Origin of the sequence: Pseudomonas sp. MF4836, assembly GCF_002018875.1 — a bacterium.
Taxonomy (GTDB): Bacteria; Pseudomonadota; Gammaproteobacteria; order Pseudomonadales; family Pseudomonadaceae; genus Aquipseudomonas.
In genome coordinates this window covers 461794-485947 of the sequence record NZ_MVOL01000001.1, presented here as the reverse complement: position 1 = coordinate 485947, position 24154 = coordinate 461794, and the positions used below count along the sequence as shown (strand labels likewise).

14 protein-coding genes are annotated in these 24154 nt (G+C 66.4%); 8 read left to right on the top strand and 6 right to left on the bottom strand.

Features of this window, described 5'->3' with window-relative positions; all coding sequences use genetic code 11:
* Nucleotides 1–30: 30 nt before the first annotated feature.
* Together aldA and MF4836_RS02235 are read right to left on the bottom strand one after the other, a co-directional pair.
* Nucleotides 31–1467, bottom strand: a complete 1437-nt coding sequence (gene aldA, locus MF4836_RS02240) for an aldehyde dehydrogenase (RefSeq protein ID WP_078468900.1) — start codon at nucleotides 1465–1467, stop codon at nucleotides 31–33.
* A gap of 69 nt (nucleotides 1468–1536) precedes the next feature.
* On the bottom strand, nucleotides 1537–3714 hold the full coding sequence (locus tag MF4836_RS02235) for a PQQ-dependent dehydrogenase, methanol/ethanol family (RefSeq protein WP_078468899.1): 2178 nt from the start codon (nucleotides 3712–3714) through the stop codon (nucleotides 1537–1539).
* Nucleotides 3715–4034: 320 nt separating this feature from the next.
* On the opposite strand from MF4836_RS02235, the gene MF4836_RS02230 reads away from it, so the two are divergent.
* The 4 genes from MF4836_RS02230 to MF4836_RS02220 all read left to right on the top strand — a co-directional run bounded on the left by MF4836_RS02230 (nucleotide 4035) and on the right by MF4836_RS02220 (nucleotide 9891).
* Nucleotides 4035–4592, top strand: coding sequence for a hypothetical protein (locus tag MF4836_RS02230; RefSeq protein ID WP_078468898.1), 558 nt, complete (start codon nucleotides 4035–4037; stop codon nucleotides 4590–4592).
* A gap of 168 nt (nucleotides 4593–4760) precedes the next feature.
* On the top strand, nucleotides 4761–4937 hold the full coding sequence (locus tag MF4836_RS35330; protein ID WP_161955726.1) for a hypothetical protein: 177 nt from the start codon (nucleotides 4761–4763) through the stop codon (nucleotides 4935–4937).
* Nucleotides 4938–5143: 206 nt separating this feature from the next.
* Nucleotides 5144–7534: a TonB-dependent receptor plug domain-containing protein gene (locus tag MF4836_RS02225; protein ID WP_078468897.1), complete on the top strand. Its 2391-nt coding sequence runs from the start codon at nucleotides 5144–5146 to the stop codon at nucleotides 7532–7534.
* Nucleotides 7534–9891, top strand: coding sequence for a PIG-L family deacetylase (locus tag MF4836_RS02220; RefSeq protein WP_078468896.1), 2358 nt, complete (start codon nucleotides 7534–7536; stop codon nucleotides 9889–9891). Before MF4836_RS02225 ends, MF4836_RS02220 begins: the two co-directional genes overlap by 1 nt.
* Before the next feature lie 42 nt (nucleotides 9892–9933).
* On the opposite strand, the gene MF4836_RS02215 is transcribed toward MF4836_RS02220, so the two are convergent.
* Nucleotides 9934–10971 carry a helix-turn-helix transcriptional regulator gene (locus tag MF4836_RS02215; protein WP_078468895.1) on the bottom strand — a complete coding sequence of 346 codons (1038 nt, stop codon included), beginning with the start codon at nucleotides 10969–10971 and terminating at the stop codon, nucleotides 9934–9936.
* Nucleotides 10972–11213: 242 nt separating this feature from the next.
* Here MF4836_RS02215 and MF4836_RS02210 point away from each other — a divergent pair, with 242 nt between their 5' ends.
* Nucleotides 11214–13256: a TonB-dependent receptor gene (locus MF4836_RS02210; protein WP_238596114.1), complete on the top strand. Its 2043-nt coding sequence runs from the start codon at nucleotides 11214–11216 to the stop codon at nucleotides 13254–13256.
* 42 nt (nucleotides 13257–13298) lie between these two features.
* On the opposite strand, the gene MF4836_RS02205 is transcribed toward MF4836_RS02210, so the two are convergent.
* From MF4836_RS02205 to MF4836_RS02195, 3 genes are read right to left on the bottom strand one after another with little or no spacing between them, the layout of a single operon-like run.
* Complete coding sequence (locus tag MF4836_RS02205) at nucleotides 13299–15440, bottom strand: TonB-dependent receptor (RefSeq protein WP_078468894.1); 2142 nt, start codon at nucleotides 15438–15440, stop codon at nucleotides 13299–13301.
* A 36-nt stretch (nucleotides 15441–15476) separates the two neighbouring features.
* On the bottom strand, nucleotides 15477–18581 hold the full coding sequence (locus MF4836_RS02200; protein ID WP_078468893.1) for a hypothetical protein: 3105 nt from the start codon (nucleotides 18579–18581) through the stop codon (nucleotides 15477–15479).
* Nucleotides 18578–19462, bottom strand: a complete 885-nt coding sequence (locus MF4836_RS02195) for an ABC transporter ATP-binding protein (protein WP_078468892.1) — start codon at nucleotides 19460–19462, stop codon at nucleotides 18578–18580. Before MF4836_RS02195 ends, MF4836_RS02200 begins: the two co-directional genes overlap by 4 nt.
* A gap of 380 nt (nucleotides 19463–19842) precedes the next feature.
* Here MF4836_RS02195 and MF4836_RS02190 point away from each other — a divergent pair, with 380 nt between their 5' ends.
* From MF4836_RS02190 to MF4836_RS02180, 3 genes are all read left to right on the top strand, one after another.
* Nucleotides 19843–21582: an ABC transporter ATP-binding protein gene (locus MF4836_RS02190; protein ID WP_078468891.1), complete on the top strand. Its 1740-nt coding sequence runs from the start codon at nucleotides 19843–19845 to the stop codon at nucleotides 21580–21582.
* Nucleotides 21579–23318, top strand: coding sequence for an ABC transporter ATP-binding protein (locus MF4836_RS02185; protein ID WP_078468890.1), 1740 nt, complete (start codon nucleotides 21579–21581; stop codon nucleotides 23316–23318). The genes MF4836_RS02190 and MF4836_RS02185 overlap by 4 nt, the downstream gene beginning before the upstream one ends.
* 78 nt (nucleotides 23319–23396) lie before the next feature.
* The gene (locus MF4836_RS02180; protein ID WP_153050180.1) at nucleotides 23397–24116 is read left to right on the top strand and encodes a hypothetical protein; all 720 of its coding nucleotides are present in this window, start codon (nucleotides 23397–23399) and stop codon (nucleotides 24114–24116) included.
* Nucleotides 24117–24154: the final 38 nt, after the last annotated feature.

Sequence of the window (24154 nt, the reverse complement as noted above, 5' to 3'; positions counted from 1 at the left end):
AGCCGGCATTTTTTTACCTCGGGCCCGGCCTCAGATCTGGATATACACCACGTGAGTGTGGGTGTACTCGTACAAACCGTGCTTGCCGTCGGCGCCGCCAATCCCGGACTTGCGCGTCCCGGCATGGAAGCCCTGCATCGCCTCGAAGTTCTCGCGGTTGATGTAGGTCTCACCAAAATCCAGGCCGTTGCTGGCGCGCATGGCCGCGCTCAGGCTGCGGGTGTAGATGGATGAGGTCAGGCCGTACTCGCTGTCGTTGGCCAGGGCAATGGCTTCTTCCAGGTCATCGACGATCTGGATCGGCAGTACCGGGCCGAAAATCTCCTGGCGCATGATCGGCATTTCGCTGCCACAGCCGGCCAACACCGTGGGCTGGTAATGGAAGCCCTGGCCTTTGTCGGCCACCGCGCCACCGGTCATCACTTCAGCCCCCTGGCCGCGAGCGGTCTCGACCATCTTCGCTACCTTGTCCAGGGCCGCCTGGTTGATCAGCGGGCCCATGTCCAGGTCATCCTCGGCCAGGGGGTCGCCATAGCGGGTGGCCGCCATCGATGCGGCAATCTGCTCGATAAAGGGCTCGGCCACCTTGCGCTCGACATACACCCGCTCGGCGCAGTTGCACACCTGCCCGGTGTTGATCACCCGCGACGCGGTGATGGCCTTGACCGCCAGCGCCAGGTCGGCGTCCGCGAGGACGATGGCCGGGGCCTTGCCTCCCAGTTCCAGATTGAGTTTGGTGATGTTCGGCGCGGCGGCGGCCATGATCCGCGAGCCGGTGCCGACGCTGCCGGTAAAGCTGATCAGGTCGATGCCGGCGTGGCTGGTCAAGCTGTGGCCGACCGTGGCCCCGGTGCCGCTGACCACGTTGAACACCCCGGGCGGCAGGTCGGTTTCAGCCACCAGGCGGGCGAATTCGAAGCAGTTGATCGGGGTTTCTTCGCTGGGCTTGATGACGATGGTGTTGCCGGTGATCAGCGCCGGCGCCATTTTGCGGGCGATGAGGAAGAACGGGAAATTCCACGGCAGGACCCCGGCCACCACCCCCAGGGGTTTGCGCAGCAGAAAGATGCTTTCGCCGACCCGGTCACTGGTCAGCACTTCGCCTTCCAGGCGCCGTGCCCATTCAGCCATGTAGTCCAGGTAGTCGGCGGTGAAGTTGACCTCGACCCGGGCCAGCCCCAGGACCTTGCCCTGCTCGGCGGTGATGATGTGGGCCAGGCGTTCGGCGTTGTCGCGGACCTTGCTCGCGATCTGGCGCAGGTAGCCGGCGCGCTCGATGGCCGGACGCGCGGCCCAGCCCTTTTGCGCCTGGCGCGCGGCGGCGATGGCGGCCTCGACCTGGTCGCTGCTGGCCTGAGGCACCCGTGCCAGCAAGCGGGCATTGGCCGGGTTGTGCACCTCGATGTGCTGGTCGCTGGGGACAAAGGCGTTGCCAATGAAGTTCTGGTAATGAATCAGCTCGGTCATGGTGGTTCTCTCGCAGACAGGGTCAAAAAAAGGCTGCAGGCGCCACCGGGGCACCTGCGTCGCGGGTCGTTACTGAGTGCTGAAGGTTTTCCAGATGCCGCCTTCCTGTTGCAGGTCGTGGCTGCGCTTGATCAGGTACTGATGGATCTGGTCCACCTGTTGCGGGGTAAAGGCGTCGGCAAAGGACGGCATGCCATCGGGGACCCGGCCGCCGAAAAGGATGCCGAGGAACATCTGGTGTTTTTCCGGCGTCAGCTTGCGCAGGTCCGGCAACACGCCGCCGCTGACCGCATGGATGCCGTGGCACTGCGAGCAGTAGCCGTCATACAGCTTGGCGCCGGCGTCGATGGCGGCGGTGTCACGGCTCAAGGGCGGTGGTTTCGGCGTGTCGGCGGGCGGTGCCGGTTCGTTGAGCGTGGCGGTGCCCCCCAGCTTGTAGGTCAGCACCTGGGAAAACGGCTGGACCCCGGCCCGCAGCGACAAGGCCCCGGCAAAGGTCGAGAAGGCGCCACCCCAGCCAGCCATGAAGGTCACGTATTGCTCACCGTCGACGCTGTAGGTAATGGGCGCCGCCATCACTCCGCTGGCGGCCGGCTGCTCCCAGAGCTTGTTGCCGCTGTCGGCCGCGTAGGCGATCACCCGGCCATCGGCGCTGCCCTCGAACACCAGGTTGCCGGCAGTGCTCAGGGTGCCGCCGTTGAAGATGGTGACGTAGGGCACTTCCCAGGCCGCCTTCTGCTTCACCGGGTCCCAGGCGATCAGCTTGCCGGACCAGCCCTTGGCCATTTCCAGCAGGCCTTCGGCGCTCTCCGGCATCATCCCGGTGCGCAGGCCCAGTTGGTACATGCTCTTGAACGGGTTGCGCTTGGGCGCCTCGGGGATGTGCTCGTAGTAGGCGGACATGATGTGCGCCGGGATGTACACCAGCCCGGTGTTGGGGTTGTAGGACATCGGCTGCCAGTCGTGGGCGCCCCAAAACGCCGGGGTCACCAGGTTGCGCTTGCCGTTCTTCCAGTAGGCGGCGTTCTCCTCATCGAGGATCGGCCGGCCGGTCTTCATGTCCATGCCCTTGGTCCAGCTCTGGGGCACGATGCCCTTGGCCGACAGCAGCTCGCCAGTGGCGCGGTCGATCACGTAGAAGAAGCCGTTCTTCGGCGCCTGCATCAGCACCTTGCGCGGTTTGCCATCAATCGGCAGCTCGGCGAGGATCATGTGCTGGGTCGCGGTGTAGTCCCAGGCGTCGCCCGGGGTGGTCTGGTAGTGCCAGGCGTACTCGCCGGTGTCGGCGTTGACCGCGACGATGGAGGACAGGAACAGGTTGTCGCCCTTGGCCTGGCTGCGCCATTTCGGGTCCCACATCGAGCCGTTGCCCACGCCGATGTACAGCAGGTTCAACTCGGGGTCGAAGGCGAAGGAATCCCAGGCGGTGCCGCCCCCGCCCTGCTCGACGAAAGCATCGCCGTGCCAGGTCTTGGCGGCAATTTCCATGGCCTTGTCTTCCGGTGGCAGCTTGGGGTCCCCCGGCACGGTGAAGAAGCGCCAGGCCTGCTTGCCGGTTTCGGCGTCGTAGGCAGTGACATAGCCGCGCACGCCGAACTCGGCGCCGCCGTTGCCGATCACCACCTTGCCGTTGACCACCCGTGGCGCGCCGGTGATGGTGTAGCTGCGCTTGTGGTCGGCGCGGGTGTCCACCGACCAGGCGCGCTGCCCGGTCTTGGCGTCGATGGCCTCCAGGCGACCGTCGAGCACCCCGACATAGACCTTGCCCTTCCACACCGCCACGCCGCGGTTGACCGCATCGCAGCAAGCCTCGCCCGCGCGGTTGCGGTCGGACTTGGGGTCGTACTTCCACAGCAGCTTGCCGTCGCGCGCGTCCAGGGCATAGACCACCGAAAACGGCCCGGTGGTGTACATCACGCCGTCAACCACAATGGGCGTGGCCTCGACCCCGCGATCCAGGTCGAGCTTGTAGCTCCAGGCCAGGCCCAGCTTGCCGACGTTCTGGTCGCTGATCTTATTCAGCGGGCTGTAGCGCTGTTCGTCGTAGGTGCGCCCGGTGCTCATCCAGTTACCGGGCTCCTTGTCGGCGGCGATAATCCGCGGGCCATCGACATTGGCCGGCAGGTCCTGGGCCCAGGCCGGCGCACCACCCAAGGCCAGGGCCAGGGCGATAAACAGGGTCTTGAATGGAACGCCAAGGGGCGCGGTCGGCAAAGAGGGAGGCACGGCGAGGCCAATCTGTGTCATGGGGGGAGACTCCTGATTCTTATTAGTAGCGAAGCCATTGCGCTGCGCGACTAGAGAAGAGCAACCGCCATGCCAGCCTTCGGACAATCCCCTGCAAGCCCCACGGGGCAAGGCGTGCAGCCCGGACCAGGGCTTGCGTCCGGGTGCGACAGGTGTCGCATCGGCCGCTACACCTGCGTCAGGCCTGGCACAGGACGACACCTTCGGCCGTGCATCGTCGCTTGGGCGCCAACGGCCTCATCTGCCCAGCAGGCCACGGTCCCTTGAACCTAAAGACGGACTGGCAGTCGTAGGGCGGTGAGTTTTATTAAGGAATACCCGTGAACAAAGCACTGACGCTGTCCACCGCCATCGCCGCCGCCCTGCTGATCAGCGCCTGCTCCCACCGCGCTCCGACGGCCAAGGCGGTCAAGCCGCCCCCCGCGCCCCATGTGACCCTGGTCCCGGACGACCAGCACGCCAGCCTGACGTACCGCCATGTCGGCGGCGGAGGCAACAACCCGGTCACGTTCTACTTCAGCAGTCCGCAAGTGCCGAACGACCTCATGATCGTGGCCGGCGAGCCGGTGTTCGATGCCACCTACCTCAAGAAAATCCCCGCCTACCTGCGGCGCATGGCCCCCGGGACCGATGTGATCGACCAGTTGGTCAGCGCCGGCCAGCCGATCAAGGTCCGGGCCAAGGTCAAGGAATCCACCTTCGTCTTCAACGGCATCCCGATCCCCCTGGGCGCCAGCAAGCAGCCGCCGGTTCAGATCTTCACGCCCAAGCCGTTGCAGACCTACCTCATCGAAACCGTGCTCGCCGACGGCTACACCCTGAGCATCTACGAGCTGTCGATGTCGGGTGAGCGCACCCTGGTGTCGCCGACACCCTGAGGCGTGGGCCTGACCGGCGCGCTGCTCCGGGCGGGCTAGGTTGTTTACTACGCGACTTAGATCAAAAAATGATTTCACACGGCTTGGCCAGCCGCTTAAGTTCGCTCCTGACCGACCCCTGCCAGGTGGAGGCAAACCCTCTCTCTGGTAACGGTCAGGATCTCCCCCATGGCATACGCACTGCGCTTCACCCCTTGGCTGGTCTCATTGCTGTTCGCCCTGCTGCTGGTGCTCACCGGCCTGCTGGGCAGCGCCCAACCACACCCCCAGAACATCACCCCCGACCTGTCCAAGCTCACGGCCCGGAACGTCAGCGTCCCGGCTGCAGATGCGTTGCTGGCATAGTGCCTGCCACGCAGCAGCGAGCCCTCTGCGACGGGGGCCTTGGTTGTTTTTCTCGCCCTGGTGCGTGAAAAAAAAGCGTCCGTAGTGGGTTGTTTCACAAGGCTTTCCTGGCGCGCATTCCGCGCCTCGCCGCCGCCCTCCGAATGCCTTGGCACCGCCCTTGCTCTAGCGCCGATACCTTCCCTTCTTCATGCAGGATCAGCGCCTTGTTCAAGTCCAATGTTTTAGCCGGTGCCGTTGCACTCGCCGCCCTTAACCCGTCCTCGCTGGCTTTCGCCCAGGACAGCCGTGAACCCCGCGTCGAAGACGAGCAGCTCGACAGCGTGGTGGTGATCGGCACCCGCCGCAGCGATGTGACGGCGCTGCAGAGTTCGGCACCGGTGGATGTGATTTCCGCTGCCCAGTTGCAAGACTCCGGTGCCGCCAACCTGGGCCAGGCGCTGGCCAGCCTGTTGCCCTCGTTCAGCTTCCCGCAGAACGTCAACGGCGCCTTCGCCCAGGAGGTGCCGCCGGGGGTGTCACTGCGGGGCCTGGGTTCCGACCAGGTGCTGGTGCTGGTCAACGGCAAGCGCCGGCACACGGGTTCGACGGTGACCCGGCAGAACTACGCGGCCAAGGGCGGCGTGCCGGTGGACATCAGCCTGTTCCCGCTGGATGCCATCGAGCGGGTGGAAGTGCTGCGTGACGGCGCCTCGGCTCAGTACGGCTCGGACGCCATCGCCGGGGTGATCAATATCGTGCTCAAGGGCGCGGACCAGGGCGGCAAGCTGGGCTATCGCCTGGGTGAATACAAAAAGGGCGATGGGCTGTCGCGCAAGCTCAGTGGCTGGAAGGGTTTCGCGCTGCCGGGGGATGGCTTCCTGACGGTGAGTTTCGATGCCGGTGAGTCGGACCCGGCCAACGACACCAACCCGGACAATCGGGTGCCGGCCAGCAACCCCTTGCGTGACTGGCGCTTCGGCGTCGGCAAGGTGTCCGACCAGTACAACCTGCTGCTCAACAGCGAGGCCTCCCTGAGTGAGCGCCTGAGTGCCTACGGCTTCGCCACCTGGTCGCACAAGAACAGCGACGCCGAAGCCTCGCTGGTGCTGCCGGGAGATCGGCGCAACATTGCCGCGGTCTACCCCAACGGCTACTGGCCGGTGACCCGCTATCGCCTCGAAGACTACGCCGCCACCACCGGCCTGCGCTTCGAGGACCCGGGCCTGGGCAAGTTCGACCTCTCGGCCAACTACGGGCGCAACGAAGTCGACTCCACCTACTACGACACCCTGAATGCCAGTTGGGGCCCCACCTCGCCGACCCGTTTCGACACCGGCAGCCGCATCAACTCCCAGGCCAATCTGGGGCTGGACTGGGTCAAGGACTTCGAGGTCGATGGCCTGCACGGCCCGCTGACCCTATCCAGCGGCCTGGCCTATCGCTGGGAACAATACGAGTTGCAGGCCGGTGAAGCCGCCGCCTCGGAAAACCGCTGGTACCCGCACCCGGCGGGCGGCTTCTACACCCCCGCCAGCTCCGGGATCACCCCGGTGGACGCCGGCCGCCTGTCGCGCAATGTGTTCGGCGGCTATGTCGATGTCGAGGCCCAGGTCACCGAGAAATTCAACGCCGGGGTGGCCCTGCGCTCCGAGCACTATTCGGACTTCGGCGACACCACCAACGGCAAGCTGTCCCTGCGTTATGACTTCACGCCCAAGGTCGCGCTACGCGGCAGCCTGAGCACCGGCTACCGCGCGCCCTCCCTGGTGCAGGCCGGGTATCAGGCCTCCGGCATCCAGATCGTGCAGACCGGCGCGGTGTACGACTCGGTGTTGCAGCGCACGCTGCGGGCCGACGGCCCGATCGCCGCGGCCCTGGGCGGCAAGGCGCTGAAGCCGGAACAGTCGAAGAACATCTCCGTCGGCCTGGTGCTGCGCCCGCTGCCCGAGGCCAGCATCACCCTGGATGCCTATCGCATCGATATCAACGACCGCATCACCCCTTCCGAAAACCTGACCGGCGCGGACGTGGTGGCGGCCCTGGCGGCGGCAGGCATCACCGGCGTCAACAGCGCGACCTTCTTCACCAACGTCCTCGACACCCGCACCAAGGGCCTGGAGCTGGGGGGCAAGTACCGCCTCACCCTGCCCCGAGGCACCCTGGACCTGAGCGCGGGCTTTGCCCATACCGAGACCGAAGTCACCAACGCACGGGATGTGGGGCGCTTCGCCTCGAGCCGGATCATGGGCCGCACCGCCATCGGCGTGCTGGAAGACAACGTGCCGGAGAACAAGTTGATCTGGGGCCTGCACTACGCCTTCAACGGCTTCGAAGCCAACTTCAACCAGCGCCGCTACGGCGAGTACACCACCCGTGGCACCACCGCCAGCACCGACCAGACCTTCTCCGCGCAATGGATCAGCGACCTCGACCTGAGCTATCGCTTTGCCGCAGGGCTGCGGGTGGCGGTCGGTGCGCAGAACCTGTTCGACAGCCACCCCGACAAACTGGACGCCACCGGCAGCGGCCCCTACGGCATTGCCAAGTACTCCACGGTGTCGCCGGAAGGTCATCAGGGCGCGTTCTACTACACCAACCTGAGCTACGCGTTCTGATGCGCGCCCCGATCAAGCCTTGGCCCCGGGTGACACGGATAGGCGCCCTGCTCTGCGCCGGGCTGCTCGCCAGCAGCCTGGCCCAGGCCCAACCCCAGGTACTGGATGCCGGTCGGATCGGCCAGGGCCTGGATCGCCTGGCGGTCCTGGGCAGCGTACTGTACATCGCCGCTCACCCCGATGATGAGAACACCCAACTGCTCGCCTGGCTGGCTCAGCAGCGGCACTACCGCACCGCCTACCTGTCGCTGACCCGTGGCGATGGCGGGCAAAACCTGCTGGGTAACGAGCAGGGCAATGGCCTGGGCCTGATCCGCTCCCGGGAGTTGCTCGAAGCTCGCCAGGAAGATGGCGCCGAGCAACTGTTCGGCCAGGCCAGGGACTTCGGCTTCAGCAAGACTTCGGCAGAAACCCTGCGCGCCTGGGGCCAGGAACAGACCCTGGGCGATCTGGTCTGGGCCATTCGCAAATTCCAGCCCGACGTCATCATCACCCGCTTCCCCGGTGACAGCCGCGCCGGCCACGGTCATCACCAGGCGTCTTCGCTGCTGGCCCAGGAGGCCTTTCGCGCGGCGGCCGACCCACGCCGTTTTCCCCAGCAGTTGAGCGAGGTTCAGCCCTGGCAAGCCAAGCGCCTGCTGTGGAACACCTGGAAGTCATTTCTGGGCAGCGGCGACACCACCGAACCCGGCCAATTGCAGGTCGACATCGGCGGCTTCAACCCCAGGCTCGGCCTGAGCTATGGCGAAATAGCCGCCCTGAGTCGCAACCACCACAAGAGCCAGGGCTTCGGCAGCGCCGCACAGCGTGGTCGACTGATGGAATCCTTTGCCCTGCTCGACGGCCAAGCCGCGCGACAGGACCTGTTCGACGGCGTGGACAGCACCTGGAGCCGCCTGCCCCAGACCCAGGCCATCGCCCGGCAGGTCGAGCGTCTGCAACGCGAATACGACAGTGCCGCACCGGCCAGGTCCGTGCCGGGGCTGGCCCAACTGCACAGGCAACTGCTGGGGTTACCCGCCGGCGTGTGGCGCGAGCGCAAGCTGCAAGACGTGCAGACGCTGCTGCTGGCAGCGGCGGGCGTGTGGCTGGAAACCACGGCCGATGCGCCACGCTTCCCGGCCGGCAGCGCCATTCCTGTGCGCACCGAAATCCTCCTGCGCAGCGCGGTCGAGGTGTCAGTGCTCAGTGCTGGCGAGCACCGTCCATTGCAGATTGACCAGCCGCTGCGGCTGAGCGGCTCGGCCCACAGCCTGCAGGTCGGCACCCAGCTGGCCATCGCCGGGCAGGTGCTTGAGGTGCAGCGCGAGATCCAGTTCAAGCACGTCGATCCGATCCGTGGCGAGGTCTATCGCCCAGTGCAGTTCACACCGCCGCTGACACTGACCCCGTCGAGCACGGCCTACCTGTTTGGTGATGATCACAGCCGGCGGATCGAAGTCCGGGTGCACGCTTTCGCCGACGGACTCAATGGCGTGCTGCAACCGCAGGCCCCGGCCGGCTGGCGCATCACCCCCGAGCAGCAGCCGTTCAGCCTGCGGCGCAAGGACGACGAACTGACCCTGGGCTTCGACCTCGAACCCGAGGCTCACCCGCAGAACGGCGAGCTGCGCTTTCAGGCCAGGGTCGACGGCCAGGTGCTGGACAAGGCCCTGGCAACCATCGACTACGGGCATATCCCGGCGTTTGACTGGTTCCCCCCAGCCACCGCGACCCTGGTCAAATTCGACCTCAAGCGCGGCGGTGAACGCATCGGCTACCTGGCCGGTGCCGGCGACCGCCTGCCGCAGATGTTGCGGCAACTGGGCTATCAGGTCGATGAACTGAAGGCCGAGACCCTCACCCGGCAATCCCTTGCCGAGTACGACGCCATCGTCACCGGGGTCCGGGCCTACAACGTCAACCCGGCGCTCGCCGCGGCGCGCACCCAACTGCTGCAGTACGTCGAACAAGGCGGCGTGCTGCTGGTGCAATACAACACGCTGGCGCCCCTGCCTGCCGAACCGCTGGGGCCCTACCCCTTCACGATCACCCGCGACCGGGTCACCGAAGAGGACGCCGCGGTACGCCTGCTGCTGCCGGAGCATCCGTTGCTGAACCACCCCAACCCCATCACCGAGCACGACTTCGATGGCTGGGTGCAGGAACGCGGGCTGTACTTCGCCAGCGACATCGACCCGCGCTATCAACGTCTGCTGGGCATGCACGACCGTGGCGAACAGGAACTGAGTGGCGCACTGATCAGCGCGCAGGTGGGCCGGGGCCGCTTCATCTACGCGCCGCTGTCGTTCTTCCGCCAACTGCCGGCAGGCGTGCCGGGCGCGGCCCGCCTGCTGGCCAATCTGTTGGCGAAGTGATGGCGTCGCTCAGGGGCTGCGCAGAGCATGCTGGGCCCTCGGCTACGCTGAGCCTGAACCCTCACTGAAGATCTGGCACTGAAGGTCCTGGCTCAGCGGATCGGCACCGATGAGCCGGCTTTTGCCGCCGTGCTTGAGCAGCGATGGATTGATGCCGAACTGTTTGCGAAACGCCGTGGCGAAATGGCTGGCGTTGGCGTAGCCCAGGTCCGAGGCAACCCGCATCACCGACTCATCACCCTCCAGTAGCCGACTGCGGGCCTGAATCATCCGCGCTTGCTGGAACACGCCGTACACGCTGTTGCAGAACAGTTGGCGAAAGCCTCGGGTCAGCTTGGGCTGGCTCATTCCCGACTCCCGCGCCAGCTCGGACAGGCTGGGCGCCTTGCCCAGGTCCTGGAGCAGCCGCTCCCGGGCGCGCAGCAGTCGTTGCCGGTCGATGTGGCTGATGCGGCAGATACAGCCCGGGTTGCGCCGTGCCTCCAGGAACAGGCTGACCAGGGTTACGCTCTGGCCATACAGCCACAGGCTGCTGCGCGGCGGGCCCGGGGCCAGGCCAGCACCGGGGTCCATGGCGTCGCAGAGCAGTTGCGCGGTGGCGCTCATTTCGCCGCTGCGGTGGCCGTCCAGGAAACAGTGATCGCACGCCAGTGCGCTGTGCAGGGTCGGATCGATCTGGGTTTCCCACTGGGCCAGCAATTCGGGATGGATCATCACCGTGATGTTGTCGATCTCGCCGTGCTGGTGGTAGAGGCCCTGGCGGCTGCGCCCGAAACTGATGCTGCCCGCTCCCTCGTCAATCGCGAATCGACGCTGGCGCCTGCCTTCGAGGAAGCTGCAGGAGGCCTTGCCCCTGAGCAGGTTGGTGAAGCTGAAGTGGATGCGCTCGCTGTCGTCATGCAGCGGCAGTTCGACCGGCTGCTCGAAGGTGCTTTGCCAGCGCACGATGTCCAGCCCTCCCTGCAAGGTCACACGGGTGACCCGGCACTGGGTGCCCGGGCCGAATTCCCCGCCATAGCCATTGGCAATAATCCGCGAGATGGGCAGGGACTCAAGCCCCTCCTCCTGAACAGCTGACATCGATAAATCTCCTTGCTGACCGGATACGGCTCGAATCAGATCACATTGGGGTAGAGAGGCGCAATTGATAATCACTAGCATTCACGGCGTTGCAGTTGCTCCCTTAGCCGCCGTCGCACGCCGCGATGCGCATCGCCCAAAAACCCAGCCAAGGCCCCATCATGTCTGCACCACGCCCCTCGACCGCCAGCCGTCGACCACCCTACACACGTTACACTATAACAATAGCCATCAGTTGCACCTTGAGTCATGGCGCCCTGGCCGAGACGGCCCGGGACACCCTGCAGTTGCCGGCCTCGACCGTGACCGCGCGCATGGAGCAGGAGGACCCCAAGGACGTGCCCATCAGCCTCAGCGTGATCAGCGGCGAACAGCTGCGCACCCAGCGCCTCGACACCCTGGAGAGCGCCCTGCGCAACACCTCCGGGGTCAGCGTCAACTCGTCCGGCGGGCCGAATGATTTCAACGTGCTGATTCGCGGTGTCGGCTCGCTGTACCAGATGTCCATGGATGACAGTTCGGTAGCCTTCAACATCGATGGGGTGCCGGTATCGTCCCGCAGCCTGGGTTTCGAGACTCTGGATGTCGAGCGCATCGAAGTGCTCAAGGGTCCGCAGGGCACCTTGTCTGGCGCCCTTGGCCAGGCGGGCGCGGTGAATATCACCACCCGCCAGCCCAGCCGCGAGCTGCAAGGTTATGTGCGCGGTGAAGTGGGCCAGGAAGGCCAGTTCCTCACCGAGGGCGCGGTGGGCGGGGCCCTCAGTGACAGCCTCAGTGGACGGCTGGCGGTACGCCGCGCAGGCTACGACAGCTGGATCGACAACGACCAGACCAACCACCCCCTGACCAAGCCACGCAACGAGGCCTACCGGGGCAGCCTGCTGTGGGACCTCGACCCTGACACCCACGTACTGTTCAGCGCCGAACGGCAGAAAACCAGGCGCGCCACCAACTCTCTGGTGCTGCGCCCCTACGGCAGCGACCCGAGCCTGGACCTGACCCCGGGCCTGTTCGACGACAACTTCAAGACCACCGAACGCTACGCGATAAAACTCGACCATGACTTCGCCAACAGCCGCCTGACCTCCACCACCGCCACTTCCACCGCGAACTTCGAAGGCCTGATCGCCTACGACAGCAAACTCATGGGCGCCCTGTACGGCACGCCCAATGAGTTCTGGGTGGTGGACAAATCCTTCGAGCGCAGCTGGAGCCAGGATCTGCACTTGAGCTCCCTGCCCGATTCCGAGGTGTTCTGGGTCACCGGCCTTGCCGCCACGCGCAACGAGCGCAGTTATGACACCCCGCGCAACACCTACGGCACCTCGGGCGCCAAGTTCCGCGACTTCAGCACCACCACCTATGCCGGCTACGGCGAGGTGACCTTACCCTTGAGCGAGCGCCTGAAGCTGACCACCGGCTACCGTCACTCCTGGGATCGCAAGACCTACAACGGCCAGTATTTCGCGGGCAGCGACGCGGTCGACGACTCGCGCCGATTGACCGATCACTACGGCACCGGCCGCGTCGCCCTGAGCTACGCCCTCACCCCGCAGACCAACGTCTACGTGCAAGGGGCACGGGGCTATAAATCCGGTGGTTTCAATGACTATGCCTCCCAGGTCAGCGACAGCGAGCCGTACCGGGCCGCCGTCAGCAACGCCGTTGAACTGGGGATCAAGAGTGAAACCGCCGACCGCCGTGGCAGCCTCAGTGGCGCCGTGTTCTACACCCGGGTCAAGGATGACCACCTGCTGGGCTACGACGCCGCGACCTTCGCCACCAACGCCTTCAACGCCGACACCCGGACCCGAGGTGCCGAGTTCGAAGGCAGCTGGCGCTTCGACCATGGCTTGACCCTGGCCGCCAGCGCCACCTACCTCGACGCCAGGATCACCAGCGGTGTGCAGGGGATCCAGGCCGGTGACGTCGACGCCGGCAACCGCACACCGGATGTGCCGCGCTGGAGCGGCAATTTCAACGCCAGTTGGAAGCACCCCCTGGGCACCCTTGCCAGCCTCGGAGAAACCACCCTCAACACCAGCCTCAACTACCACCTGGTGGGCGAACGGGCGGCGGACCCGCAGAACCATTTCAACCTGGACAACTACGAAAAACTGGACCTGCGTGCCGGCCTGGAAAGCCGATTCGGCGAGGTCTATGCCTACGCCGACAACCTGCTGAACCAGACCTATGACACCTATGGTTTCTACAGCGACCCGGTGGCCTATGGCGCCCCCGCGCAGCGCCGCACCCTTGGCGTCGGCTACACCTATCAGTTCTGACGGATCCGGGGAGCAGGCGTGCCTGCTCCCACTGCCCGCGAGTCAGAACGAATAGCAGTACCCCAGCCCCACCGAGCGCCCCCTGCCGGGCAGGCCGGTCAGCACCTGATCGGTGGAGTACGAGCCATACAGGTCATAACGCGCATCCAGCAGGTTGTCGCCCCAGAGGTAGACTTCCGAGCCGGCACTTTCCAGCCCCAGGTGCGCATCCAACTTGGCGTAACCCTTGAGGTCGTAGTGATTCTGCGCGTCCGCCGGGCGGTTTTTCTGCAACCGGTAATTGAACAGGGTATTCAGCCTTGGTGCCGGCAACCCCAGCCAATCAGGCAGGTCCCGGGTCCAGGCCAGGCTGAAATTGCCACTCCACAACGGCACATCCGGCACCCGGCTGCCCGCGGCCACATCACCGCCAGACACCCCTGGCGCAGCCGAGGTCACCCGTGCATGGGTGTAGCTCATGGCGCTGCCCAGGGTCAGTTGATCGTTGACATGCCAGGTGCTCGACAGCTCGGCGCCCTGGCTGCGGGTGTCAGCATTCACCGCGCTGACCGCCAGGGTGTTGAAGTCATAACCCAGCAGGTGGTCATCCCGGACCCGGGTGATAAACAGCGCGCCTTCGAGGCTCAACGCCCCGTCCTCGCTGGCGTGCTTGAAGCCCAGTTCGGCTGAGTTCACCTTGGCCGCCTTGTAGGGCTCGCTGTCCTTGGCCGAGGTGGCGTAGTCGTTGAAACCGGCTGACTTGTAGCCGCGCGCCAGCACCGCGTAGAGGTTGCTCTGGGGCGTCAACGCGTAGGCCAGCGCCACCCGCCCGGTGCTGTAGTGGTCCTGCAACTGCCGGCTGTCATGGGCCACGCTGCCGGTGCTGGAGTAGTCGGCGTCGTAGGTCTTGCGATCCCAGGTATGACGCAGGCCGGTGGTGAGCTTCCAGTCCTCGGCAAGCGGATAGGTTACTTCGCCATAGGCCGCATGGCTGTTGCTGCTGAAGTCACGCCGTTGCCGGGCGCCGTTGGTGAAGTTGTCGGAGTCGAAACTGCGTTCGGAACGCGAGAGGTTGAACCCGCCGACCCAAAACACCTCGGCCCCCGCCAGCGAGCCCAGCCGCAGGTCCTGGCTCCAGACTTGCTCACGGGCCGCATCCTCGATCAGGTATTCGAAGGGCGAGCCGTACAGCGCACGGGTGATGTTGCGATCGTAACCCTTGACCGCGTTGAAGTCGGTGCGGGTATAGGCACTGATCGAGGTCAGTCGCGACTGCGCCAGGTCCCGGTTCAGCTCAAGGGAATAGCGTTCATTGGTCTTGCGGTTACCGTCAAAGACGCCGGGGGTGTAGTCCAGGCTCGGTTGGCTGGCGAAGGGCCGCAGCATCTCCAGGCCGGCATGCTGTTCGGCCCGCTGGCGTTCGGCAACCAGCAGCCCGGTGCTGCCCGCATCGTTGTCCCACAGCAGGCTGCCGCGCAGGGCCAGGTCCCGGGGGCTGGTCAGTGGCTGGCCATCCTGCTGGTCGTCGACCCAGTTGTCGAAACCGCTGCGGCGCAGTGCAAGGCGCCCGGCCAGGGTCTCGGTCAACGGACCGCCCAGGGCACCTTCGGTCATGAACTGGCCTTGCTGGCCGCCTTCGGCACGCACATAACCCTGCACCTCGCGGGTCGGCTTGCGGGTGGTGACGTTGATCGCCCCGGCCTCGCTGTTGCGTCCAAGCAGGGTGCCCTGGGGCCCCTTGAGCACCTCCACCTGCTGCACATCGAGGGTGGCCATGGCCGCATTGCGCATCGACATCGGCACCCCGTCCACATTCAGCAGCACCGAGCCGTCGTCCATGCTCATCTGGTTCAGCGAGCCGACGCCGCGAATGCGCACATTGGCGTCATTGGCGCCGCCCCAGGAATTGACGTCGACTCCGGGGGTGCCGCGCAAGGCTTCTTCGAGGGTGCGCAGGCGCCGGGCATCCAGGGTGGCCCCGTCGATCACCGACAGGCCGAACGGGATGTCCTGGGCGCTTTCCTGGTTCAACCGGGCACTGACTGTCAGTGGGGTCAACTCGATGGCGCCGGGGCGCGGCTGGTAGTCCACGGCAAAGGCCGGGCACATCTGGCTGGACAAGGCCAGGGCCAGGGTTTGGGTAAGGACGTTGGCGCGCCAGCCCTCGGGACGGCGCAGCGGTGTGAGTGACCAATGTGCAGGCATGGAAAAACTCCAGGGATATGAAAGAGCAAGGACCATTTATTGCGGCGGGCCCCAGCGCCGCAGCGCCTCGGCCACCACAGGCTCCGAGGGCGCGCCAAGCAGGCCCTGGATCGAAGCGGGCCATCCCTGGCCGTTGCGCAGTGCGGCCGTCATGGCCGTCAGTTGTTCGGGGCTCTGGCTGGCGACCCAGTCCAGGCTGGCCAAAGGGGCATATAACGTCGCCCAGCCCTGCTCCCGGGCTTGGGCCAGGGTGCCGATGGGTTCGCCGTCGCTGCCCAGGGCCCGGGCCAGGTCATCGGCCTGTAGCCGAACCAGTGCGGCCCGGGCTTCGGGGCCGTCCACATCGCCCACACACAGCAAGCCGATGGCCCCGGCCACGCCGTGGCTGAGCCAGACATGCCCGGGGGCTTCACGCAGGTCGCCGGTGCTGATCAGGCGCTGACGAGCCAGCAGTTCGGCGATATGCCCGCGCCGCGCCCAGCGTCCGACGCCGGCCGCCGCCACATCCCAGCTCGGCGTCTGACCCAGCAACAGATGACCATGGCTCAAGCGGCTGCGGCCCATGCCGCTGGGCCACTGGCTCAGTTCATTGACCGTCGGGCTGCTGCCCAGGCGCTGCGCCACGCAGGCGGCCATGGCGTCCAGGTCCTCGCGCACCTCACGGGCGGTCTGCTGACGACTGGCATCGGCCACGACCTGCACGCCGTCCAGGTTCTGGACCAAGGCTCCAGGAGCGATGGCGTAAGCAAAGTCCAACGGCTGCTGACTGCTGCCGCTGATGGATTGGCCGTTGAGCTCGATCAGCCATTGCCAGGCACCCGCCGGGGCCACCGCCTGGGCCGCCACCGCAGCCCCCGCCGGCAGCATGGGCAACTGCACCGGCAACCCGACCTGTGTGCGCTGCAACGGCGCCCGCAACCATCGCTCGGGGTCGAAGCCGAGGCGCGGCATCACCCGCCGCGCTTCCAGCCACACCGCCCGAGGGCCTAGCCAGAAGCCCTCGCCCGCGCTCGGCCAACCGCTGGCGCTCAAGGTCCAGCGCACATCCACCTTGCACCCCGTCGCCGCGCACATACCCAGGGCAATGCGCAGGTGGTCCGTGTCTTGTTCCACTGCCAGCGGCTGGCCCATCACCCGGACCTCAGTGACCTTCATGCCCACTGGCAACTCGGCATCCAGCTGCCCGTTAGCGGCGATCACGCCCTCCAGGGTCCACTGCCCCAGCACCTGCCGCGCCGCGCCATCCACCTGCAAGCGCAGGTGGCCACCAGCAACCTGCCAGGGACCTGCACCGGCCAGCCAGCGCCGCTCCCAGGCCGCGCGTTCGGCCCGCTCGGCAGCAGCCGACTGGTAAGTGCCCTGCTCCACAAGATGCCGATGCAACAGCGCACCGCTGCTGCCCATCAGCACCAGCCCCGACGCCAGCAGTGCACCCGGCAGGCCGAACAGGCGCCGACGCAAATCGGCCATTCGCCGCGGCTCGGGCCCGCGGGGCAAGGCCAGGGCCGCCAACGCCAGCAACACCAGGCACAGCGCCAGTTTCCAGCTGGCCAGGGTCGCCAGGTACGGCCACCAGGGCGCCCATCCGGTCAACGCCGACAACGCCACATGGGCCGGGATCGCCATGGCATAGGGTGGGTAACTCACAAGCCCCAGTTCGTGATTGAGCACCAGAAAAAATGTCAGCAGCATCGAAGTGGCGTAGGCCAGCCCGGAACGGCGGATCAACGCATGCACCAGCACCGTCAGCAGGGCCAGCTCCAGCAAGGGCGGAGCGAACACCAGCAGTGAGTAGGTCAGCCCCAGGCCCGGGGCCAGGCTGTGCGGTGCGGCGATGGCGCTGATCAACAGGCTGGCGACGCCGGGCACCAGGGCCAGCAGCAGGGTCGCCAGCACCACGCACAGCACCTGGCCGAGCAGGCGCAACCAGACCGGGGCCGGCGTGGCGTGCAGCATCTCCCCCAGCCCCTCCACCGCATCGCGACGACAGACCAGGCCCACCAGCGCCGCCAGCACGAAGGCGATCACCAGAAACAGCGCACTGGACAGCAGCGGCAGGGTCAGGTCCGCCCGGGGTACCATTGGCCCGCTGGCATGCCACACCCCATGCACAAAGCCGCTGAGCACCCCCATCACCAGCAACAACCCCAGGGCCAGCCAGGCCAGCTTGCGGGCCAGGATCTGACGTAACTGCCAATGGGTTTCGCAGCGCAGGGCCAGTGCCCAGCGACTGGGCAGCAACGGGCCCGGCACAGGTGCATCCGACGCCCGGTGCAGCGCTGGCTCGGCCAGCAGCGTGCCGGAGCGCCGCCCCATCAAGCCCTCCCGCGTACTGCGGGCCAGGACCCAGGCCAACAGCAACAGAGGCACGCCACACCACAGGCCACGGTTGAGCCAGAAGCCCGGGGTCAAGGCCAGCAAGGCCTGGGACTTCTGCCCCGGGCTCCAGGTTTCGACCTGGGCCTGGGCGAAGGTAAACAGCGACGGGTCGAGGCTGGCCGCCAACAGCGGATTGATATGCCCGCCCTTGAGCACCACCACGGCGAACATCCATAGCAGCATCAGCAGCGTGGCCAGGGCAAAGGGTGCCGCCAGCCCGCGGCTGCGCAGCGCCAGCAGGTAATACAGGGCCCCGACGCCGGTACTCACCGGCAGCAGCAGGGCCACCCAGGTAAACCCCAGCGCCGCCCACGCCGGCGCCGCGATGCTGCCCGCCGGCACCCAACCCAGCCAGGCCAGGACCGGGCTCAACAAAAAACCGACCAGCAACGAGCTGGCGAGCAGGCCGCCCACCACCGCCGCGCCGATAAAGCGCCCCCACAACAGTGCCGGCAACGACACCGGCAAGGCCAGCCAGACCTCCTCCAACTGCGCCTTGCGCTCCCTCAGGGCCGGCTGGGCAAAGACCCAGGCCCAGGCAAAAAACAGGAAGAACATGCAGCCGCACGCCATCAGGTAAATCAGGCTGGGGGCATTGCGCGGAATATCGCTGGCGCCCATTTTCTGCACGTAGTCGGCATTGGTCAGGGACATCAGCAAGTAGCCGGCCAGGCCCAGGAACACCAGCAACGGAATGCCGCTGCGCAGCCCGGCCCGTATTTCCACCCAGGCCTCGCGCATCATCAGGGCGAAGGTATTCATGCCTCGACCACCTCGCCGGCCTGGGCCAGTGCCAGGTAGTAGATATCTTCCAGGCGTGGCGTGTGGGGGATGAAACGTGGGTCGGCCGGACGCTCCCCGTGCACGATCACCCGGCTGCCCTCGGGGCTGGCCGCGACGTGCAATGCCGTCGGCAAGGCTTCACCCCGGGCGAACGAGGCTTGCCACAGCCGCCCCTGTTCAGCCTGCAGCAGTTGCGCCGGGCTGCCTTCGACAATAATTTGCCCGCCGGCCAATACCGCGAGGCGGCTGCACAGGTTCTCGACGTCTTCGACGATATGGGTCGACAGCAGCACGATGGACTCGGCGGCTACATCTGCCAGCACCCGGTGAAAGCGGTTGCGTTCCGCCGGGTCGAGGCCCGCCGTCGGCTCATCGACAATCAACAGGCGCGGTGCCCCCACCAACGCCATGGCGATACCGAAGCGGCGCAGCATACCGCCCGAATAGGTGGCCAGCGCGCGGTGCGCGGCGTCCTGCAAATTGACCTTGGCCAGCAGCCCTTCGATTTCTTCGCGGCGCTGGCGGCCATCGGTCCGGCCCTTGAGCCAGGCGAAACGGTCCAGCAGGTCACGGCCACTGACGCCCGGATAGGCCCCCAATTGCTGCGGCAGATAACCCAGGCGCCGGCGCAGGTGATCGGAGTCGGCCAGTACATCCACCCCGTCCAGGCGAATGCTGCCGGCATCTGCTTGCTGCAGGGTGGCCAGGGTCCGCATCAGGCTGCTTTTGCCGGCACCGTTGGGGCCCAGCAGGCCGTACATGCCCGGGCCCACACTCAGGTCCACACCGCGCAACGCTTGGACACCGTTGTTGTAGCGCTTGTGCAGGCCGCGCACCTGCAACCCCGAATCGACTGACATCTGCAACTCCATGGACAAGGTGCCGCCGCCGGCCTCGGGTCGAACGAGACCCTGATGGGCGGCGGGCACTGATGGGCGGGAACACCTGCCCGCGAAGGGGGCAGCCAGGGACGGTAGACAAGGCCGCGGGTCGGCCTCTACCCGATTCAAGTCATTTTCCAACCGTATCCCGCAGCCTCCTCGGACCGCCCCCTGCAGCGGCAGCGCCCAAGTCCCCGGCCGGCCAATGGATGCGGGGCGAAATCGACTGGATGCGGGTAGTGCCGACAATGGGAACGACTAGCATCGTTGCTCCTTGAACCTGCTCGACTTTCCAGCCATTCACATCAGCCGCGCCCAGGCACTATCGGTGCAGCGGCTGAGTCACCACGGAAAAACCCATGACTAGCGCCCTGGACACCCTGAAACGCCCAGTCAATCGCCTTGTTCGCCTCGGCGTGGCGTTTGCCGCCGTGGGCGCGCTGGTCAACCTGGTGCCCTTTATCGGCCTGACCGAGCTGGGCCGTCTGTTGCTCGACGGCCATGCCGAACCCCAATTGCTGTGGCGCTGGGCGGCGCTGGTGGTGGGCGCCCTGAGCCTGGGCTGGATGGCCAGCGGCCTTGCCCTGTGGCTGACGCACCTGGCGGACCACCGGCTGCAAGCGAGCTTGCGCGAAGCCATGGTGCGCAAGCTCGGCCGCGTGCCCCTGGGCTGGTACAGCGACACCACCTCCGGTGCGGTGCGCAAGGTGGTGCAAGACGATCTTGAAGACCTGCATCACCTGATTGCCCACCATGCGGTGGAGCAGACCTCGGCCATTGTCACTCCCCTGGCCGGGCTGCTCTGGCTGGCCAGCCTGAACTGGCGCCTGGCGCTGCTGGCGGTGCTGACCCTGCCGATCTATGGGCTGGCCTACCGCCTGATGATGCGTGGCTTCGGCGACAAGATGCAGCAGCTGGACGTCAGCATGACCCGGGTCAGCGCGGCCATCGTCGAGTTCGTCCATGGCATTGCCGTGGTCAAGGCGTTCGGCCGGGCGGGCCAGGCCCATCGCAGCTATCAGCAGGCGGTCGACCGTTTCAGCACGCAGTACGCCGGTTGGGTGCGGCCATTGCTGCGCCTGGAGACCTTTTCCTCCATGGCCTTGAGCGTGCCGCTGATTCTGTTGGTGAGCCTGGGGGTCGGCAGCCTGCTGCTGGCCCGGGGCTGGGTCACGCCCCTGGAGCTGTTCGCCGAAACCCTGGTGGCGGTGGTCATCCCCCAGTCGTTGCTGGTGATCACCCAGAGCCTTGGCGCCCAGCGCACCGCCCTGGCCGCCGCCGGGCGCATCGAAGCCCTGCTGCAGGTCGAGGAGCTGCCTAGCCCGACGCCGGGCAAAGCCCCAGAGGGCCGCGACATCACCTTCGACCAGGTCGAATTTGGCTACGACCCGGCGCATCTGATTCTCAGGGGCATCGACCTGCATTGCCCGGCGGGCAGCGTGACCGCGCTGGTGGGTGCCTCCGGCGCCGGCAAGTCGACCCTGGCCAAGCTGGTGCCGCGCTTTCACGATGTCAGCGCCGGGCGGGTGCGGGTGGGCGGCGTCGACGTGCGCGACATCGAGCCAGGCCTGTTGTACCGCCAGGTGGGTTTTGTCTTGCAGGACGCGCAACTGGTGCACGGCAGCGTGGCCGCCAATCTGCGCCTCGGGCGCCCCCAGGCCAGCGACGCCGAACTGGAGGCCGCCGCGCGCTCGGCGCAGATCCATGAGCGCATCCAGGCTCTGCCCCGTGGCTACCAATCGCTGATCGGCGAGGACGCGATCCTGTCCGGCGGCGAAGCCCAGCGCCTGTCCATCGCCCGCACGCTGCTGGCCGACACCCCGGTGCTGATCCTCGATGAAGCCACCTCCCACGCCGACCCGGAATCCGAGGCACTGATCCAGGACGCCCTGTCGGCCCTGGCCCGAGGGCGCACGGTACTGGTGATAGCCCATCGCCTGGCGAGCATCAGCGGCGTCGACCAGATCGTGGTCCTCGACCAGGGCCGGGTGCTGGAGCGCGGCAGCCACTGCGCACTGCTGCAGGCCAACGGTGCCTATGCCCGACTGTGGCGCGCCAGCACTGAAACCACCGCCCCCAACCTGGAGATGTCCCTGTGATCCGCAGCCTGCTCACCCTATTGGGCCCCGACCACGCCCCACGCCTTTACCGCTACCTGGCCTGGCTGGTGATCAGCGCCGTGCTCCAGGGGCTGGCCGTGGCCTTGCTGGTGCCGATCCTGCACGGCTTGTTCAGTGGTGATCTGCACGGGGCCATGGCCTGGCTCGGCGTGCTCGGGGCCATGGTGCTGCTGAGCTGTATCGCCCATTACCACCAGGCGATGCAGGGCTTCACCCTGGCCCTGCTGGTGCTCATCACTCTGCACGACCGCCTCGGCCAGCACCTGATGCGCCTGCCCCTGGGCTGGTTCAATTCGGAGCAGATCGGGCGCCTGTCCCGCAGTGCTACCAGCGGCACGCTGATGGTCACCGGCCTATTTGCCCATTACCTGGGGCCGGTGGTGTCCGGCGTAGTAGTACCTGCCACCGTGGCCCTGAGCCTGTTTGTGTTTGATTGGCGCCTGGGACTGACGGCAGTGCTGTGCGCACCGCTGATCTACTTCACCCATCACTGGTCGGCCAACGCCATCGCCCGCAATGACCAAAGGGTGGAGGCCGCCGCTACCCTGGCAGGCAACCGCGTGGTGGAATTCGCACGGTTTCAACAGGTGCTGCGGGCCTTTGGCCAGACCCAGGACGGCTACCCACCCTTGCAGGCCGCCAATCGGGCGCAACAGCAGGCCGGCGGCTCGATGCTGGCGCAGACCTTTCCCAAGTTGCTGGCTGGCGGCCTGACCGTGCAATTGGCGTTCGCCTTGCTGGTGGGCGTGGGGCTGGCGCTGGCCATGGCCGGCGAGATCGATGCTATCCAGTTGGTGGCGCTGCTGGCCCTGGTGGCGCGCTTTGTCGGGCCCTTGGCTGAAGCCGCCGCTCGCAGCGGCTTGCTGCGCATGGCCGGCAACGACCTGGAGCAACTGGTGAGCATCCTGCGCGAACCACCGCTGCCAGAACCGGCTCTAAGCCGGCCACTGACCGCCCCCGGCAGCATCGCCTTCGAACAGGTGAGCTTCGCCTATCCCAGCGGCCCATCGGTGCTCCAGGACCTGAGCTTCAGCGCCCCTGCCCATTCGATGACCGCCATCGTCGGCGCCTCGGGCTCCGGTAAAACCACCGTCACCCGCTTGCTGATGCGTTTCTTCGACGCCAGCCAGGGCCGGGTCATGGTCGGCGGGGTGGATGTGCGCGAGCTGTCCAACGAAGCCCTGATGGCCCAACTGTCCCTGGTGATGCAGGACGTCTACCTGTTCGATGACAGCCTGGCGGCTAATATCCGCGTGGGCAGCCCCGACGCCAGCCCTGGGCAGGTGGCCGAGGCGGCGCGCCTGGCGGGGGTTGATGAGATCGTCGCGCGCCTGCCCCAGGGCTGGGATACACCAGTGGGTGAAGGCGGCGCCAGCCTGTCCGGTGGCGAGCGCCAGCGCGTGTCCCTGGCCCGGGCCTTGCTCAAACGTGCGCCGATCGTGCTGCTGGATGAAGCCACGGCAGCCCTCGACCCGCAGAACGAAGCCTTTGTGCAAGCCGCCATCCGCAGCCTGATGCACAGCGCCACGGTGCTGGTGATCGCCCATCGCCTGCCGACCATCATGGCCGCCGACCAGATCCTGGTGCTGGACCAGGGACGCCTGGTGGAGTCCGGCACCCACCGCCAACTGCTGGCCAACCACGGGCGCTACGCCGGCTTCTGGCACGACCGGCAACGCGCCGGCGGCTGGCGCCTGACACCCGAAGCACCCTAGGGTTCGGCCCCCGCCGAGCCGTCCGACCTTGCTAGACTGCGCGCCGCAGACTGTCCACAGCAAATCAAGGGAAGCTTCATGAGTAATCCAGTTCCGGGCGTCACTTTTTCATTGAGCTCAACGGGTGACTTCTCCATACCGTCCCAGGCCCGGGCAATCATCCATTGCCTTGACAGCGCCGTCGCCAGTATCCGGCCCACCCGCTTCGGCGCCTTCGAAGGGCGCCAGCCATTGGTCGATGTGGAAGAACCGCTGCGCTTTCTGGCGCAGCCGGGCACCTCGGCGACGGCGGGCAGCCTGGTGCTGGAGGCAGGCAGCCACCTTGGGTACCAAGTGCAGTGGAACCGCTCGACCCCGCCATCGTTTCCCTTCGTCAGTGGTTTCCTGATGCGCAAAGCCTTCAGCAAAAAGCCCGCAATGCTTGACGACTTCCTGGCTTTGATCAAACGGTTGGCAGCCTGTAGCAACACCCTGTATGGCGACATCCGCAGCATGGAATTCGCCGGCTGGGACACCCCATTCAACCTTCACCTGCGCCTGCCGGAAATTCCCAACATCTCGCTCTACGGCAAGCCCTATATCGAGCTGTTCGGCAGGCAAGCCATAGAAAGTGCGCCATTCCAGCGCGTGGAGCAGCTTGGCGACGATCTCTATTGGCTGGAGGCCACCGCGCAGATCACCGACCCGGTGCCGGATGAAGTCCGGCTGGCGATCCGCAGGCACTTTGGCGAAGACGCATTTATGGCCGGGAAGAAGTGGCGCTACAGCGAGGGGCGGCATCCGGCGTTTGGTTTTTGAGGAGTGGCAGCGGATGCAGTGCACCCGCTCCGACTCAC

Excerpts from the sequence above, each read along its gene's own strand:
- MF4836_RS35330 (WP_161955726.1), top strand. The coding sequence starts at position 4,761 with ATGGCATACGCACTGCGCTTCACCCCTTGGCTGGTCTCATTGCTGTTC.
- MF4836_RS02205 (WP_078468894.1), bottom strand. The coding sequence starts at position 15,440 with ATGCCTGCACATTGGTCACTCACACCGCTGCGCCGTCCCGAGGGCTGG.
- MF4836_RS02220 (WP_078468896.1), top strand. The coding sequence starts at position 7,534 with ATGCGCGCCCCGATCAAGCCTTGGCCCCGGGTGACACGGATAGGCGCC.
- MF4836_RS02215 (WP_078468895.1), bottom strand. The coding sequence starts at position 10,971 with ATGTCAGCTGTTCAGGAGGAGGGGCTTGAGTCCCTGCCCATCTCGCGG.
- aldA (WP_078468900.1), bottom strand. The coding sequence starts at position 1,467 with ATGACCGAGCTGATTCATTACCAGAACTTCATTGGCAACGCCTTTGTC.
- MF4836_RS02200 (WP_078468893.1), bottom strand. The coding sequence starts at position 18,581 with ATGAATACCTTCGCCCTGATGATGCGCGAGGCCTGGGTGGAAATACGG.
- MF4836_RS02180 (WP_153050180.1), top strand. The coding sequence starts at position 23,397 with ATGAGTAATCCAGTTCCGGGCGTCACTTTTTCATTGAGCTCAACGGGT.
- MF4836_RS02190 (WP_078468891.1), top strand. The coding sequence starts at position 19,843 with ATGACTAGCGCCCTGGACACCCTGAAACGCCCAGTCAATCGCCTTGTT.
- MF4836_RS02235 (WP_078468899.1), bottom strand. The coding sequence starts at position 3,714 with ATGACACAGATTGGCCTCGCCGTGCCTCCCTCTTTGCCGACCGCGCCC.
- MF4836_RS02195 (WP_078468892.1), bottom strand. The coding sequence starts at position 19,462 with ATGTCAGTCGATTCGGGGTTGCAGGTGCGCGGCCTGCACAAGCGCTAC.